This window comes from Lysinibacillus sp. Bpr_S20, from assembly GCF_023337835.1.
In the GTDB taxonomy this organism is placed as follows: Bacteria; Bacillota; Bacilli; order Bacillales_A; family Planococcaceae; genus Lysinibacillus.
Window position 1 is genome coordinate 29,859 of the sequence record NZ_JALNLQ010000018.1, and the last position, 14,617, is coordinate 44,475.

Below are 14,617 nucleotides of genomic sequence, written 5' to 3' on the forward strand. Positions count from 1 at the left end.
CAAACAGAGCTAGAACCAAATAATCGTCCAGAAGAAGCAAAAATGATCCCATTTAATAAGTCTTTAAAAGGTAGCTTGATGGATGATGATCATACGGATATATACACATTCGATGTTACGTCTCCAAAAGAAATCGATATTTCTGTTCTGAATGAAAATCAAATTGGCATGACATGGGTGCTTTGTCATGAATCTGATATGCGAAATTACGTAGCATATGGACAGGAAGATGGAAATAGTATAAAAGGTAAATTTACTGCGAAACCAGGAAAGTATTATTTATATATTTATAAATTTGATAATGAAAACGGGACATATACAGTAAATGTACAGTAATATACGATAGTTTTAGATTCAAAAGTAGAGGCAGATCTGATTTCTATAATGCATAATCATATATCTAGTGTCTAAACATAGAAAAGGGCAGCAGCTAACGTAAAATACATTAGCAGCTGCTCGCAATTATAGTCTTTATAAGACGAGAGGGATTTACTTCCTCTCGTTTTTTGCTAAAAAATTTGGAATATTGTAACTTTCCTGTTATTTGGTAGTCTAATTGATAAACAAGTTTATGAAAGGGAGGAAAATAATGAGAAATAAGCGGTTGGCAATTTTACTCATCGCAGTACTAGCTATTTTGCCAGGAATTATTGTGCTGGTCCCGACCCCTAAAGTAGAGGCGCAAACTAAGAGTGTGAGTACGACTACCCATAGCTGGCAAGTATCCTTTACGGAGGAACTAAAAGAAAACAAAGTAGTGGAAGGTAATGTTTACGTAACAAATAGCAAAAATCAAAAGGTAACAGCAACAGTAACATTGGAGAAAGATAAAAAGACAATACTCGTAAGTGATTTAGCACCTGGAAGCTATAAATTACATGTGAAGAAAGAAGCGTTTGTATTAGATGGACCTAAAACAACATCGCAAGTAATAGCATTTACTATTATTGAAAAGCTTGAAGCTGTAAAATCAGAAAAAGAACTTCAACAATATTTCGAAACACTTTTAGCTAACTCACAAAAAGGACTTAATGAGGCAACCGTAGAAATTGCAAAGAGTGAAGACAAAGCGAGTGCAGATAACTCCTCAACAACGAATAATCAAGTCGAAGGAGTCGAAGAAGGAGATATTGTAGTTGTTAAAGATGGCTTTATTTATGCAGTAAAAGATCAGGGCATTACGGTAGTAGATGCTAAAGATCCGAAAAATTTAAAGTTAGCAACAACAATCAAGCTAAAGGAATCACAATATATTTCGAAGCTAGCATTATATAATAATTTATTAATAGTGATTGGGGATGAATATTTAGAGAAAGTAGGCACGAGTATGTCGATAGCTACTTTGTATGATATTTCAAACCCAAAGAATCCGAAACTCATACGTAAAGTAGGGCAAGAGGGATATTTAAACGATATTCGAATTACAGATGATACATTATATTTAATCGGTAATATGTATCCGAATTATTGGATGCTTAGAGAGCAAAAAACGCTGGATTTAAAACCGAAAACATTTGATAGTGTAGAAGGAAATGAGTACAAAAATTTACCTCTAGAGAAAATCTCTATTTTACCAAATACAATGGATGGATCCTATAGCTTAATTACAGCGGTGGATTTAAAAAATGGTGCAAAGACAACGGCGAACACTAAGGGATACTTAGGTGGTAGTAGTGGACTTTATATGTCGGAGAATGCACTTTATTTAACAACACCAATTTATGATGGAAATCTACTACCTTCTGTTGGTCGCATGACGGATATGATTTGGATGCCAAGAACAACTAATACACAAGTTTTTAAATGGAATTTTGATGGAACTACCATGAATTTTGTAGGTACTACGGAAGTAAAAGGAACAGTGTTAAATCAATATTCAATGGATGAGTATGAAGGTAATTTCCGAATCGTTACAACTGAAGGAAATGCGTGGGATGAACAAAAAATATCACGAAACCACCTATTTATTTTAGATGGAAATTTACAAGAGCTCGGTGCAGTAAAAGATTTAGCTCCTGGTGAAAAAGTGTATGCTGCACGCTTTATGGGCGAAAAAGCATATGTGGTAACATTTAAGCAAGTGGATCCGCTGTTTGTTATTGATGTAGTAAATCCGAAAAAGCCAACTGTGCTAGGTGAGCTGAAAATTCCAGGCTTTAGTAACTATTTGCATCCACTAGACGATACACATTTAATCGGTATTGGCTATGATACCGAGCAACGCTATAATGCATATTCGAAGCGTAATTTGACGGTCACAACTAATATGAAAATGTCATTGTTTGATGTTTCAGATTTCAAAAATCCAAAGGAACAATCAACAGTAAAAATCGGTGGAGAAGGCTCGTACTCCGAAGTTCAAAACAATCCTAAAGCGCTATTCCGCAATAAGGAATACAATTATTTTGGTTTCCCAGTTGTCCTGTATGATGCAGGGAAGGGTGATGAAATCGTCTACAAAGGTCAAGGTGCACAAATCTATGAAATCACTGCTGATAAAGGAATCGTCCTAAAAGGAAATATTGTTAATAAAAGCACTGGCGATCAGTATGAAAATTGGGAGCAGCGTGTACAGCGAGTAGTCTATATAGATGACACTCTTTACACAGTAGCTAACAATGAAGTAAAGAGCTATCAGCTAAAAGACTTCAAACCACTTGATACATTAACGATCAAATAAAAAGAAAGTCCAATAAACTCAAGTTAGCGTTTATTGGACTTTTCATGTTGTTTTCAGGAGTTATCGCCCAACTTTTATAGTTTATTGACCAACTTTCACGTTTTATCGCCCAACTTTTAAATTTTATCTACCAACTTTCGCGTTTTATCACCTAACTTTTAATTTTTATCGACATCTACCTTCAAAAGAGCAAAAAGGATTCACACACAAAACTGTGCGTGAATCCTTTTACTTTATTATGTGGTTAGTTATTTTTGACGATATGGAAGGATTTCCGATACTGTCACGAATTCATAGCCTTGCCCTTGTAAATAAGCAAGTACGGAATCAAGACCATCTGCAGTCGATTGGTGAATATCATGCATTAAGACAATGGCATTGTTGTGTAAATTGTTTTTGACATTAGGTAGTAATTGTTGCGCATTGCGATGCTTCCAATCTAATGTATCGATCGACCATAAAACAACAGGAATAGGAATTTGCGCGTTAATCGTATCGTTTGTTGCTCCGTATGGAGGTCTAAATACAGTTGGCTTTTGATTAATTGCCTTCTCTATTTCCGCTACTGTAGATGTGTATTGATTTACTGCCGATTCGAGTGACAATTTTGTTAATACTGGATGGTTCCATGAATGGTTACCTATTTCATGTCCCCGTGCAAGTACGTCTCTTGCGATCTCAGGGTAATATTGTACACGACTACCAAGCATAAAGAAGGTAGCTTTTGCATGATACTTATCGAGCGTATCTAAAATCTGTTCTGTAACCTTTGGATGTGGGCCATCATCAAAAGTTAAGGCAATACGTTTTTTGTTTGGATCTCCAATATCGGCTGGTTTTACCGGCTTTTTCATGGCAATCTGGAAATCAGAGGCTAACAATGGATTGATAAGGGATAGGGGAAGCTTCACAATTTGTGGACCAGCTGCTCCGTTAGCAATCTCATACTTATCAAAATAGAATTGTAGCGAATTATCAACGATAGCAAAGCGATTGAAGTTAGACCACTTTGGTTCAGTCGACTTTATTAAATCCTCCTTGAAAAGGTCATCCTTTAACTTGAGATTTTGTTGTAAGTCATTACGTACATGAGTAGCTAATGCCGATAAGCTGTTTTCATCGTTGTTTAACAATGTTTTAATGGAGATTTGTTTATCAGTTTCACTATTGATGAAGAATGTTTTTGTTGAAATCTCGGGATTAGCTCCGCCTGTATACAACATTTTTGTTAATACAAAAGAATAGTAATGTTTTTGATATGGGAAAGTTTCCAAGCTAATATTAAGCTCACCCATTACCTCTTTATCTTTATTTTCGTTCATAGCTGACAGATAGCTTTCTTTTGACTCTGTTATGTACTTTAATACAGCATCGTTAAAAGTTTTATTATCTGTTTCCGGATAATGAATAGCAAAAGGTGTTCGCTTATCATTAGATACATCTGTTACAATACGTATACCCGGAAACGCAGAGCTTTCTGTGGAGATATTACTCTTTATTGAATCAGCAGTTGACTCTTTAGAGGCACTAATTTTTTGAAACTTAAAGTCATCCTTTGATAGGATAATGACTAAAATAATAGTCGTTAATGTAATGATAAGGCCGATTAATAGGAAATCAATCATTGGGCCGCGTCTTTTTCTGCGTTCCGGCATTTTGATGGATACGCTCCTTCCTTGTGTATTTTTCTATACTTCTTATAAAATCAGACGTGTTAGTCCTTGAAAAAGTTATATGAATCTATGAAGTTCTGCTATCAATTTATGGGAAACCCGTCTTCAAGAATAAAAGCTTACCATCTTCAGTATATGAAAGCCAAAGTACTTTGGTTAAAAGTTAAATTTTTAGTTGAGTTTTTATTTGCAGTTCGATACTATTGGCAAGGAACCTTTTAAAGGAGGCAGATAACTGCAATGGTTTTACATGAAGTGGATAATGAATTTACGATTGACTGCTTATTGCTTGCAGGGCGAATTATGATTGAAAGTGGTGCAGAAACATACCGTGTGGAAGATACAATGTTACGCATGGCACATTCTCAAAATATGCTGGATGCGCAATGTTATGCCACACCTACAGGGATCATTTTTTCGTTAGGCAAGACACAGCCGACGAGAATTACATCGATTTCCAATAGGGTAACAGATTTACAAAAAATAGCCTTGGTAAATTCAGTATCTCGGAGACTCACATCTCACATGATAACATTAGAACAAGCTTATGACGAGCTAAAGTCGATACAAAAAACAAATTATTTTTTACCAACATATATTCAAGTCATAGCAGCGGCTCTTGCGAGTGGTTGTTTCCTTATAATGTTTAAGGGGGGATGGTCTGATTTCCTTTTTGCCTGTTTAGCAGGAGGATTAGGCTTCCTAGTACTTTTATTGATAAATGATTTAACAAAAGTGAAATTTTTCTCAGAATTTACAGCTTCATTAGTAGTAGGATCGATTGCTGTCTTTACAGTGAAATACGGCCATGGTACAGAAATAGATAAGATTGTTATTAGCTCCGTTATGCCACTAGTACCAGGTATTTTGATTACGAATGCAGTTCGGGATTTAATAGCAGGTCATTTTATGTCAGGGATGGCGAAGGGCGTAGAGGCCTTTTTAACAGCTTTTGCAATCGGCGCAGCTATTGCCGTTACCCTATCGTTTTAGGAGGCAGACGACATGGACTATATCACACAGTTGATTCTTAGCTTTTTTGCGACGGCGGGTATCGCAATTATTTTTAATGTACCTAGAAAAACCTTAATATATTGTGGCTTTGTTGGAGTAATAGGCTGGATGATTTACTTCGTCCTAGCAGAGCATGGCATGGATATAGTATATGCCTCATTCTTTAGCTCTTTCGTTATTGCTATCGTTGCCCATTTGTATGCTCGACGCTTCAAAATGCCAATGATTATTTTTATTGTTGGCGGTATTATCCCACTAGTCCCGGGTGGGATGGCTTATAATGCAATGAGAAATATTGTAGAAGATGATTATATACAAGGGCTACAGTATGGATTGAAAGCATTTTTAGTAACAGGTGCCATCGTTATAGGACTTGTATTCGCAGAGGTTCTTATACAGCTCATTTTCCGTTCTGTACGTAGCAGTAAGGCGACAATCCGAAAAGTTTATAAGAAATAAGACGCTACATCGTGAGTTTGGCGGATGGAATAAATGTAAGGAAGGAGGTTATATTCAAATGTAACCTCTTTTATAATGTAAAAAAATTTTCGCACATAAGTGGAGGTTGGACGCCCCGGAGAAGCGCTCAGCCGGAACGGAAATCCAGCCAAAGAGCCAAAATATTTTTTTAACTACAAAAAGGAGGTAACGTTTTAAACGTAGCCTCCTTTTTTAAATGAACTATTTAACTAGTAGTGCTTCAATCTCTTCAGCAGAAACTGGTTTACTAATATAGTAACCTTGAATCGCATCACAGCCATAAGAAATCAATAGGTCTGCTTGTTCAGCCGTTTCGACACCTTCTGCTACAACTTTAAGTTCCATAGATTTTCCGAGTTGCACCATACCGTTCATTAGCTTTTGGGTTTTTTCAGATTTTAATAAAGAACTTGTAAATGCCTTATCGATTTTCAATGTATCTATCGGTAGAATTTGCATATATCTAAATGAACCATACCCGGTACCGAAATCATCTAGTATAAAGGCAATGCCTTCATTTTCAAGTTTACGCATTTGCTGTGTGATAAAGGTAGCAGCTTCTGCTTCAAGGGCAAATTTCTCGGTAATTTCGATTTGAATTAGGCTTGCAGGACAGCCGGTTTTTGCCAAAGTTCCAAGGATTGACTTTGCCATGTTTTTATCACGGAATTCGCGTACAGAAGAGTTAATGGATACTTTTAAATCAAGGCCAGCTTTTTTCCAGATTAGTGCCTGTTCACAAGCTTTTTCTAGCATAAAGGAGCCGATATTATTAATAAGACCAGTTTCCTCAGCAATTGGAATAAGCTCATCTGGTGAAACAACGCCTATTACTTCATCTTCCCAACGAACCAGTGCTTCTACAGCTGTGATTTTACCTGTGTTAACATCAATTTGCGGCTGATAGAGAACCTTTAGATTTTTTTGGTCAAGAGCCTGAAGTAAACGTTTTTCAATTAAAGCTTTACGATTCAATGCCTTATGTGTTGCTTTGGATAATGAGACGATTCTATCGCCACCTGCTTCACGGACAGTTGTAATAGTAGCAATGGAAGCTTTCATTAGTTGGGAGAATGTAGTTTGATCCTCTGGATAACGTGTAATTCCGCCACTAATAGAAATAGGGACAGCAACATTACTGCTATAAATTGGATGCTGTTGTAAATAAGACAGGAAGCCTTGAATAAACCATTCACTTAATGGTGTAATCACGACAAAATCATTTTCGTTAATACGTGCCATGGTGCTATCTTGGAAATACATTTTTATACGATTTGTAAACTCTACAATAAGACTTTGATCGATTTGCTGATCATGTAACTCTTTTAATGTATAAAATTTATCAATACTTAAATAGACAAAAGAAAAGTTTCTTTCTTCCTCAATCATAGTGGAAATCACTTTTTCGAGTCGATGTGCATTCATAAGACCCGTTTCTGTATCGATATAAGCGATTTTTTCAAGCTGGTGTTGTATTGTCTTGGATTTCGTAATATCCTTTTCTATTAAAAAAAATTGTTGCTCGTTTGTTTCGATATTAAATGTTGGGATAGCTGTTAGTAGCACCCAATAAGACTGACCTGTTTTTGTGATTTTTTCTACTTCACCTTGCCACGTTTGGCCACTGTTTAAATTCCGCCAGATGGTATTCGTGATTTTTTCACTTTCTTTATTATCAGGGAATAGCTGCCAAAACGTTTTACCAATAACGCGTTTTGGTGTCCATTGACTAGTTTTTAGAAATTCAGCATTACATTCTAAAATGAACCCATCATGATCAAGGGTTACAGTCATAAATGTCGAGTCTAATCCCTGTTTTAAGTCTACTAGAGTGCTACTACTAGAAACAGAGCTAATCATTAGCTCTGGTAGCATAAACATCATAAGAATGAAATGCTCTCCTTGTTCAGTAAATGGTTTTGCTAGTAGCGCTGTTGTAATTTCTTCATTTGTATACGTTTTCAGTTGAATTTGATTGATATACGTACTGTCATCATTTTGTAAAATGGCTTGAAAGGTTTCTAATGAAAGCTGACGTAGTAAATTTTCATGAATGAATAAAGTGGTATGTTCTTTAATAGTAGTAACTGAAAAACCAAATAGCTGTTCAGCAAGCTTTCCCAAATTTATCACTTGTCCATCTTGATTCATGACAATAGCAGGAAAAGGAAGTGAATTTAAATAATGTTCATCGATCGTAAATGATTTATGCATATGACTCATGATTATTCGATCTCCTTGAGTAATCTATATATACTATTATTATAGTTAATTATCAGGAATTAGTCATTATGAATATGATTGTAAATATTTGATAATGAAAAGTTTTGGGACTTTTCTAGCGAAAAATAAGGAAAGAATTGAAGAAATATACCATTTTTTAGTATATATATAGGGAGCAAGAATTGTATAGAAAGGTTAAAAAGAATAGTATTTTATCGTCTCGGTACGATGTTATGGGGAGCAACCAAGCCTTTAATAGAGTGGTTTCTCCACCATGCGCTATAGAGAGGTTCCTTTATGGTAACAATTCGTGTATTGCTTGCAGATATATGATTATTTACATATTGATTGTTATCTGGCAAAAGATTTTTTCGGCAGTTGAAAACAAAAACTATGTTTCTAGCACCGCTAGTTGTTGTTGCTTATGTCTCTCTTAGTTTATAGAAATTGCAACCGAAATATCAAGTGATAGGGATTATTGGTACACCTATAGGTCTTTTCCTCCTACTAACGAACGCTTCATTTGACTATTTTTTAGTTAGTAGCAAAGCCTTATTTAGGAATTGCTTTGGTCTATTTGCTTTTTGCACATTGTTTCTTGCACATTCGATAAAAGAATCGGATGTACTTACTGGTGTGACTAGTATTGTTTCTAGACCGCTGACGGCCATAGTTATTTCAGTTATCATATTTGATACATCGCTAGGTTTTTGGCAATAAGTAGGTGTGTTTGTTATGCTTGCTTGTGTAATGGCTTTCTATAGGTGAGGAGAAAGCATAAAAATACTATCTGCGCAGGAGTTCTTTACTATGTTTGAATTTTATGGAACTCCTTGCCTTCTTTCAGAGGGTGTCCCAATACCTGTTGCTGTCGCTGCGTTAGCACTGCGCTTTCGTTCAAAACACATTTTGCAGGTCAAAACACAAAGCTGATTCCGGACGAATTTAGCAGAGACATAATTGATTGAGAAGAGGGGGAGAGTATGAAAGAAATTTTTTCCTATGTAAAGCCTTATAAATGGACTGCATTGATCGCGTTTTGTTTAATGCTGTTGGAATTGTTTGTTGAGCTCGCTCAGCCGCTTATTATGGCTAAAATTATAGATGATGGCGTACGAGCTCAAAATCAAGAGATGATTTGGCAATGGGGCATTGTTTTACTTTGCTTATCTTTCGTAGCCTTTATAGCTGGTGTTGTAAATTCGTATTTTTCATCGCACACAGCACAGAGTTTTTCTTATGATTTACGAAATGCATTGTTTGAAAAAATACAATCCTTTACATTAGCTACTTATCAGAAATTCTCAACAGCTTCTCTTATTACACGGTTAACGAATGATGTGACGCAAGTTCAGACGGTGCTGTTTATGAGTTTACGTATTATGCTTCGTGCACCTCTTGCTGTTATCGGCAGCATCGTTATGGCTTTTATTGTAAATGCTAAATTAGCGTTGTTTTTAGTTATTGGCGCACCCATTATTTTTATTTTTCTTATTTTCATGGTGGCAAAAGGCGTGTCTTATTTTGGACTTGTGCAAAAGAGAGTTGATCGTTTGAATCGTGTCCTACAGGAAAATTTACAGGCTATTCGATTAGTGAAAGCTTATTTACGCGGTACATATGAATCCTCTCGTTTTGATGAAGTTGCCTCACGTTTAAAAATAGATACTGTAAAGGCGTTACGTACAATGGAGTATATTATGCCTGTACTATTATTCATCATGAATATGAGTCTATTAGCAGTACTGTGGTTTGGAACAAAACAAATAGCTTCAGGTACAACACCGCTTGGAGATGTTGTTGCTATTGTCAATTATGCAATGCGTATGACAGGCTCGTTTTCGATGTTTGCCTTTATTATTATTTTTTATGCGCGCGCAAAAGCCTCAGCAGAGCGTATGGCAGAAGTCCTTTCAACTGAGAATGAGATTGAGCTCACATCATCTTCAGAGAAAACGTCTAAAGGCTTGAATTTTGGAGAATTAGCTTTTGAGCATGTTAGCTTTACTTATCCTGGAGGAGATACTCCTGTACTATCCAATGTAAGCTTCCGAGTGAAATCTGGTGAAAAGCTTGCCATTATGGGGGCAACAGGTGCGGGGAAATCAACGCTGTTACAGCTTATTCCACGTTTCTACGAAGTGACAGAAGGTAAAATAGTAGTAGAGGGGAAAGATGTACAGCAATGGGATTTACAAGAACTGCGAGAAATCATCGGCTATGTTCCACAACAATCTTTATTATTTACAGGAAGCATTGCTGATAATGTTCGCTGGGGTGATGCAGAGGCTGACATGGATGCAGTGCTACAGGCTACAATGCAAGCGCAAATCCATGCTTCTGTGGAGGATTTCCCGAATGGTTATGAGACAAGAGTCGGTCAGAAGGGCGTCAATCTTTCAGGTGGTCAAAAACAAAGATTATCTATTGCAAGGGCGTTACTAAGAAAAGGGCATATCTTAATGCTAGATGATAGTACAAGTGCGCTTGATGTTAAAACGGAGCAGGCATTATGGGAGGCATTGAGTGAGGAACAAGCGACAATGCTAGTGGTCACTCAAAAAATTCGGACAGCTAAAGGGGCAAGTCGCATTTTACTTATTGATGCAGGAAAAGCAGTCGCATACGGGACACATGAAGAGCTTTTGCAAACGTCAGAGCTCTATAAAAAAATTGCAATCTCCCAACAGGAGGTAGAGGAATGATGGGATTTTTCCAAAAACCTTTTGGCTATGAGCCGATTTTAACGAAAGATGATTTAAAGCAAGCTGTTAAGAAAAAGAAGGGACCTCGTGCGACAGATTGGAAAAGTACACTACTTCGTTTATGGAAAATCGTTGATGAACAACGTGTACTACTCATTATTGTGCTGTTACTTGTCTTGGCGAGTTCCATTTTGGCTCTTCTTGGACCGTATTTAATCGGAAAAATGATTGACATGTATGTAACACATGGAGAGCTTGCAGGACTAGAGAAGGGGATTGTGCTGTTAATCGGCATTTATGCTCTATTAGCAGTATCATTATTTTTGCAAAACTTTTGGATGATTGGTATTGCCCAACAAACCATTTATAGATTACGAACGAGTGTATTTGCTCATTTCCAAAGACTTCCGATTGCCTTTTTTGATCGTCGGCAGCATGGAGAGTTAATGAGTAGGATGACGAATGATATTGAAGCAGTTAGTTCAACATTAAATAGTTCCTTTATCCAAGTGTTTTCTAGTGTCATAACGCTTACAGGAACAGTGATCATCATGCTAAGTTTAAGCCCTTTACTAACGGTATTAACGATGACAATTATACCGATTATGTTTTGGGCGATGCGTTGGATTACACGAAGAACCGCACCATTATTTAAGGAACAGCAAGCAGCCATAGGAGCTCTGAATGGCATGATTGAAGAAACGATTTCGGGCCAAAGAATTGTGAAAGCTTTCTCACAAGAGGAACGCATGAAAGGGGAGTTTCGCGAAAAAAGCTTACGATTAAAAAGTACTGGTTTTTGGGCACAGACATACTCTGGTTATATTCCGAAGGTCATGAACTTTTTAAATAATATGAGCTTTACAATTGTGGCAGGTATTGGCGGTGTACTGGCTTTTTATGGACATGTGTCAATTGGAGTAATTGTTATTTTTACAGAATACGCAAGACAATTTACACGACCGTTAAATGATTTGGCCAATCAATTTAATACCGTGCTGTCAGCGGTTGCTGGTGCTGAGCGTGTATTTACATTACTAGATGAACAGCCCGAAGAGGAAGTGGCTTTAGCACAAAAACATAAGCTATTAGGACAGGTAAGCTTTCAACATGTGTACTTTAAATATGAGCAAGCAGAAAAAGCTTACACTTTGAAGGACGTTAATTTTAACGTAGAGCCCGGACAAATGGTAGCTCTTGTTGGGGCAACTGGAGCAGGGAAAACAACAATCTTACAGCTTATTGCAAGATTTTATGAAGTATCAAAGGGTGAGGTCTTATTTGATGGTGTTAATGTTCAGCAAATAGAACGACAAGCGTTGCGCTCGCAAATGGCCTTTGTGTTACAGGATCCGTTTTTATTTGAAGCATCTGTACGTGAAAATATTCGTTACGGTCGATTAAATGCTAGCGATGAAGAGATAGAGGAAGCGGCGAAGCGTGCAAATGCACATGACTTTATTATGACGCTAAAGGATGGCTATGACACAGTACTAGTCGCAGATGGCGGTGGAATTTCGCAAGGTCAAAAGCAGTTATTGTCAATAGCACGAGCCTTGATTGCAGATCCTAAAATTCTGTTGTTGGATGAGGCAACAAGTAGTATTGATACCGTTACGGAGCTTGCGATTCAAGAGGCTCTTGATGTGTTAATGCAAGGACGCACAAGTTTTGTTATTGCTCACCGTTTAAATACAGTGCATAATGCTGATATTGTTCTTGTTATGCACAAAGGTGAGTTAGTTGAAGCGGGTCCTCAACAAAAATTAATGGAGTCCGGTGGCATCTATGCGCAGATGTTGCAATCTTCATCCCATCATCTTGAGGAGTAATATGAAAGTAACGATGTAGGTGTAAGTCACATTTCTCAAACATAAGAAAGAGCGATTTCATATTGGAATTGCTCTTTTTTAGTTGGAATCTATTATTTTAATTCAATTTAAATGTAATCCGTCTGTAAAAATAGTATAATTATGGATAATGCCAGTAGGTAGTGAGTGACAATTGACATATCAAATACTTTAAAAATCCCTAACGTTATGGTGATAGGGATTCAATAAAATTGTGTAGTAGGATGGATTTTTATCTGTTAATTATAGTAACTTTCGGTCATTATAACCGTCAAAAATCATATAGAACCTTTTAATTTCACTATAATTAAGTGGAATTGTTAATATTTAGAAGTGGTTAGTGTATTTTGTTGCCAGCTTATTTTCTTTCTTGCTACAATGGGGCAATAGTCTAATACAAGAACGGAGTAAATGATGAATATTTCAGTGATGACAGTGTCTTTTCCGTTAGACGGGGAAACATTAAATGAATTAAAATTATTGTGTGAAGAAGCGACCACACATGATTATCGTGTATATGAAACTGCTATGGGTTTGCCTATGGCGAGCTCCTTTGAATCGAAGGGCTTTATGGTCCTTGCTTATGAGGACGATAAAGATGTATTAGTGGGTGCAGCTAGTGCAATAGATTTAATGGGGCTGCATACTTATGAATGGTCTTTAGTTGTAACACCTCCATACCGTCAAATGGGAATTGGAACCGCTTTAGTGGATGCTTTACAGGTCGGCCTCGAAGAGCGTGGGGCAGAAGGGCAATTGGCGGTAGTAATAGATGGCACACCTTTTGGGCACACATTTATTGAAAAGAAGGGCTTTGCATATAGCTTTTCAGAGGCCACTTTAGAAACAAGAGCAGAGTCAGTAGAATTAAAGAATGATATCGAAATCATCCCTTATGAAGGTCAACAGGCAGAACTGATTGCCATTTATAGTGCAGCTTTTGGAGACTTACCTGAAGAGTCTGAGGAGTTAATCGCTTTTAACACATCAACGACTGGAAGAAAGCTTTGGGTAGCGCGTAAGGACGGAGAAATTGTTGGAACAGTGACAACTGCTCAAGAAAATGAAATTCAGTGGGTAACAGCATTGGCAGTGCATCCAAACTGTGAGGGGCAAGGAATTGGTACTGCGATGCTTTCATTTTCCAAAGATTATGCAAGCAAAATTGGTGCGAAATTTGTCATGCTGGATGTTGAAATTGACAATCGAAAGGCGCTTTCTGTTTATGAGAAGGCAGGCTTTATGAAGGCTCAACAAATAGACTATTATGTAAAACAATAAGTGAAGAGTGAGGGATGTGCTTATGCATCGTTCCTTGCTTCTTTATGTTTAGTATGGGTTCAAACACTAGAGATAAGGAAGTGGTGAATTTTTCAGTTAATACAATGTCTCATAAAACAGAAACAAAACCCAAATCCAAATCTCATTTTATTAGTGACGTTGCTTATAATGTCTGCAAGTTGATAGTAGACCGTCTAAGTGCTTTATTACAAGCGGCATAATCAATGTAAGTTTCTATAATAGTAGCAGTTGAAAAAATATAATTTATGAAATTGATTTAATAGAGATTAATAACAATAAGACATAAATGATCTTCAGATTGTGAGTTTTATATTAGATTGTTTTCTTAATCATTATATAGGAAGTTTCTTGACGGAGTGAAAAACTATTAATATTTTTTAAGAAAAAGTGTTGACCTTTTAAAATTATGAGTGTAATATAGTACAAGTCGCTAAGATAACTAATGACGAAACAATAAAAAATAAAAATAGTTGTTGACATCAAGTTGGTAGCGTGATATTATATAAGAGTTGCTGTTGAGAAAACAGTGACGAAATGAACCTTGAAAACTGAACAAGCAAAACGTAATCAATAAAGTTTTAAGTAGCTAACTTTAAGTTAGTGAACGAAACAAAATTTTGGACATCAAACATGATGCCAGCAAAACAATTTGAGCTAATCAAATTTCTTTTTATGGAGAGTTTGATCCTG

8 protein-coding genes and 1 pseudogene are annotated in these 14,617 nt (G+C 36.6%); 7 read left to right on the forward strand and 2 right to left on the reverse strand.

Translation table 11 applies throughout. The annotated features are described in order from the left end of the window. Positions 1–3: 3 nt before the first annotated feature. Both MWJ95_RS24775 and MWJ95_RS23655 read left to right on the forward strand, forming a co-directional pair. Positions 4–336: pseudogene (locus tag MWJ95_RS24775) on the forward strand (PPC domain-containing protein); the annotation flags it as partial. Positions 337–589: 253 nt separating this feature from the next. Continuing rightward, positions 590–2,680, forward strand: a complete 2,091-nt coding sequence (locus MWJ95_RS23655) for a beta-propeller domain-containing protein (RefSeq protein WP_249107339.1) — start codon at positions 590–592, stop codon at positions 2,678–2,680. A 248-nt stretch (positions 2,681–2,928) separates the two neighbouring features. Here the strand turns inward: MWJ95_RS23655 and MWJ95_RS23660 are convergent, their stop codons facing one another. Continuing rightward, the gene (locus MWJ95_RS23660; protein ID WP_249107340.1) at positions 2,929–4,335 is read right to left on the reverse strand and encodes a polysaccharide deacetylase family protein; all 1,407 of its coding nucleotides are present in this window, start codon (positions 4,333–4,335) and stop codon (positions 2,929–2,931) included. 258 nt (positions 4,336–4,593) lie between these two features. Here MWJ95_RS23660 and MWJ95_RS23665 point away from each other — a divergent pair, with 258 nt between their 5' ends. After that, positions 4,594–5,346, forward strand: coding sequence for a threonine/serine exporter family protein (locus MWJ95_RS23665; protein ID WP_249076173.1), 753 nt, complete (start codon positions 4,594–4,596; stop codon positions 5,344–5,346). A gap of 12 nt (positions 5,347–5,358) precedes the next feature. After that, entirely contained in the window at positions 5,359–5,826 is a 468-nt protein-coding gene (locus tag MWJ95_RS23670; RefSeq protein ID WP_249076172.1) for a threonine/serine exporter family protein, read from the forward strand. Positions 5,827–6,048: 222 nt separating this feature from the next. On the opposite strand, the gene MWJ95_RS23675 is transcribed toward MWJ95_RS23670, so the two are convergent. Further along, positions 6,049–8,070 carry a GGDEF domain-containing phosphodiesterase gene (locus tag MWJ95_RS23675; protein WP_249076171.1) on the reverse strand — a complete coding sequence of 674 codons (2,022 nt, stop codon included), beginning with the start codon at positions 8,068–8,070 and terminating at the stop codon, positions 6,049–6,051. A 983-nt stretch (positions 8,071–9,053) separates the two neighbouring features. Here MWJ95_RS23675 and MWJ95_RS23680 point away from each other — a divergent pair. The 3 genes from MWJ95_RS23680 (at position 9,054) to MWJ95_RS23690 (ending at position 13,906) form a co-directional block, all read left to right on the forward strand. Further along, entirely contained in the window at positions 9,054–10,775 is a 1,722-nt protein-coding gene (locus tag MWJ95_RS23680; protein ID WP_249076170.1) for an ABC transporter ATP-binding protein, read from the forward strand. Beyond that, positions 10,775–12,607 carry an ABC transporter ATP-binding protein gene (locus MWJ95_RS23685; RefSeq protein WP_249107342.1) on the forward strand — a complete coding sequence of 611 codons (1,833 nt, stop codon included), beginning with the start codon at positions 10,775–10,777 and terminating at the stop codon, positions 12,605–12,607. The genes MWJ95_RS23680 and MWJ95_RS23685 overlap by 1 nt, the downstream gene beginning before the upstream one ends. Positions 12,608–13,036: 429 nt before the next feature. Then, positions 13,037–13,906, forward strand: coding sequence for a GNAT family N-acetyltransferase (locus tag MWJ95_RS23690; protein ID WP_249107341.1), 870 nt, complete (start codon positions 13,037–13,039; stop codon positions 13,904–13,906). The last annotated feature ends 711 nt before the right edge of the window (positions 13,907–14,617 follow it).

Bases quoted from the DNA above. Each gene is read 5' to 3' on its own strand.
- MWJ95_RS23680 (WP_249076170.1), top strand. From the start codon at position 9,054: ATGAAAGAAATTTTTTCCTATGTAAAGCCTTATAAATGGACTGCATTG.
- MWJ95_RS23665 (WP_249076173.1), top strand. From the start codon at position 4,594: ATGGTTTTACATGAAGTGGATAATGAATTTACGATTGACTGCTTATTG.
- MWJ95_RS23690 (WP_249107341.1), top strand. From the start codon at position 13,037: ATGATGAATATTTCAGTGATGACAGTGTCTTTTCCGTTAGACGGGGAA.
- MWJ95_RS23685 (WP_249107342.1), top strand. From the start codon at position 10,775: ATGGGATTTTTCCAAAAACCTTTTGGCTATGAGCCGATTTTAACGAAA.
- MWJ95_RS23660 (WP_249107340.1), bottom strand. From the start codon at position 4,335: ATGCCGGAACGCAGAAAAAGACGCGGCCCAATGATTGATTTCCTATTA.
- MWJ95_RS23670 (WP_249076172.1), top strand. From the start codon at position 5,359: ATGGACTATATCACACAGTTGATTCTTAGCTTTTTTGCGACGGCGGGT.
- MWJ95_RS23655 (WP_249107339.1), top strand. From the start codon at position 590: ATGAGAAATAAGCGGTTGGCAATTTTACTCATCGCAGTACTAGCTATT.
- MWJ95_RS23675 (WP_249076171.1), bottom strand. From the start codon at position 8,070: ATGAGTCATATGCATAAATCATTTACGATCGATGAACATTATTTAAAT.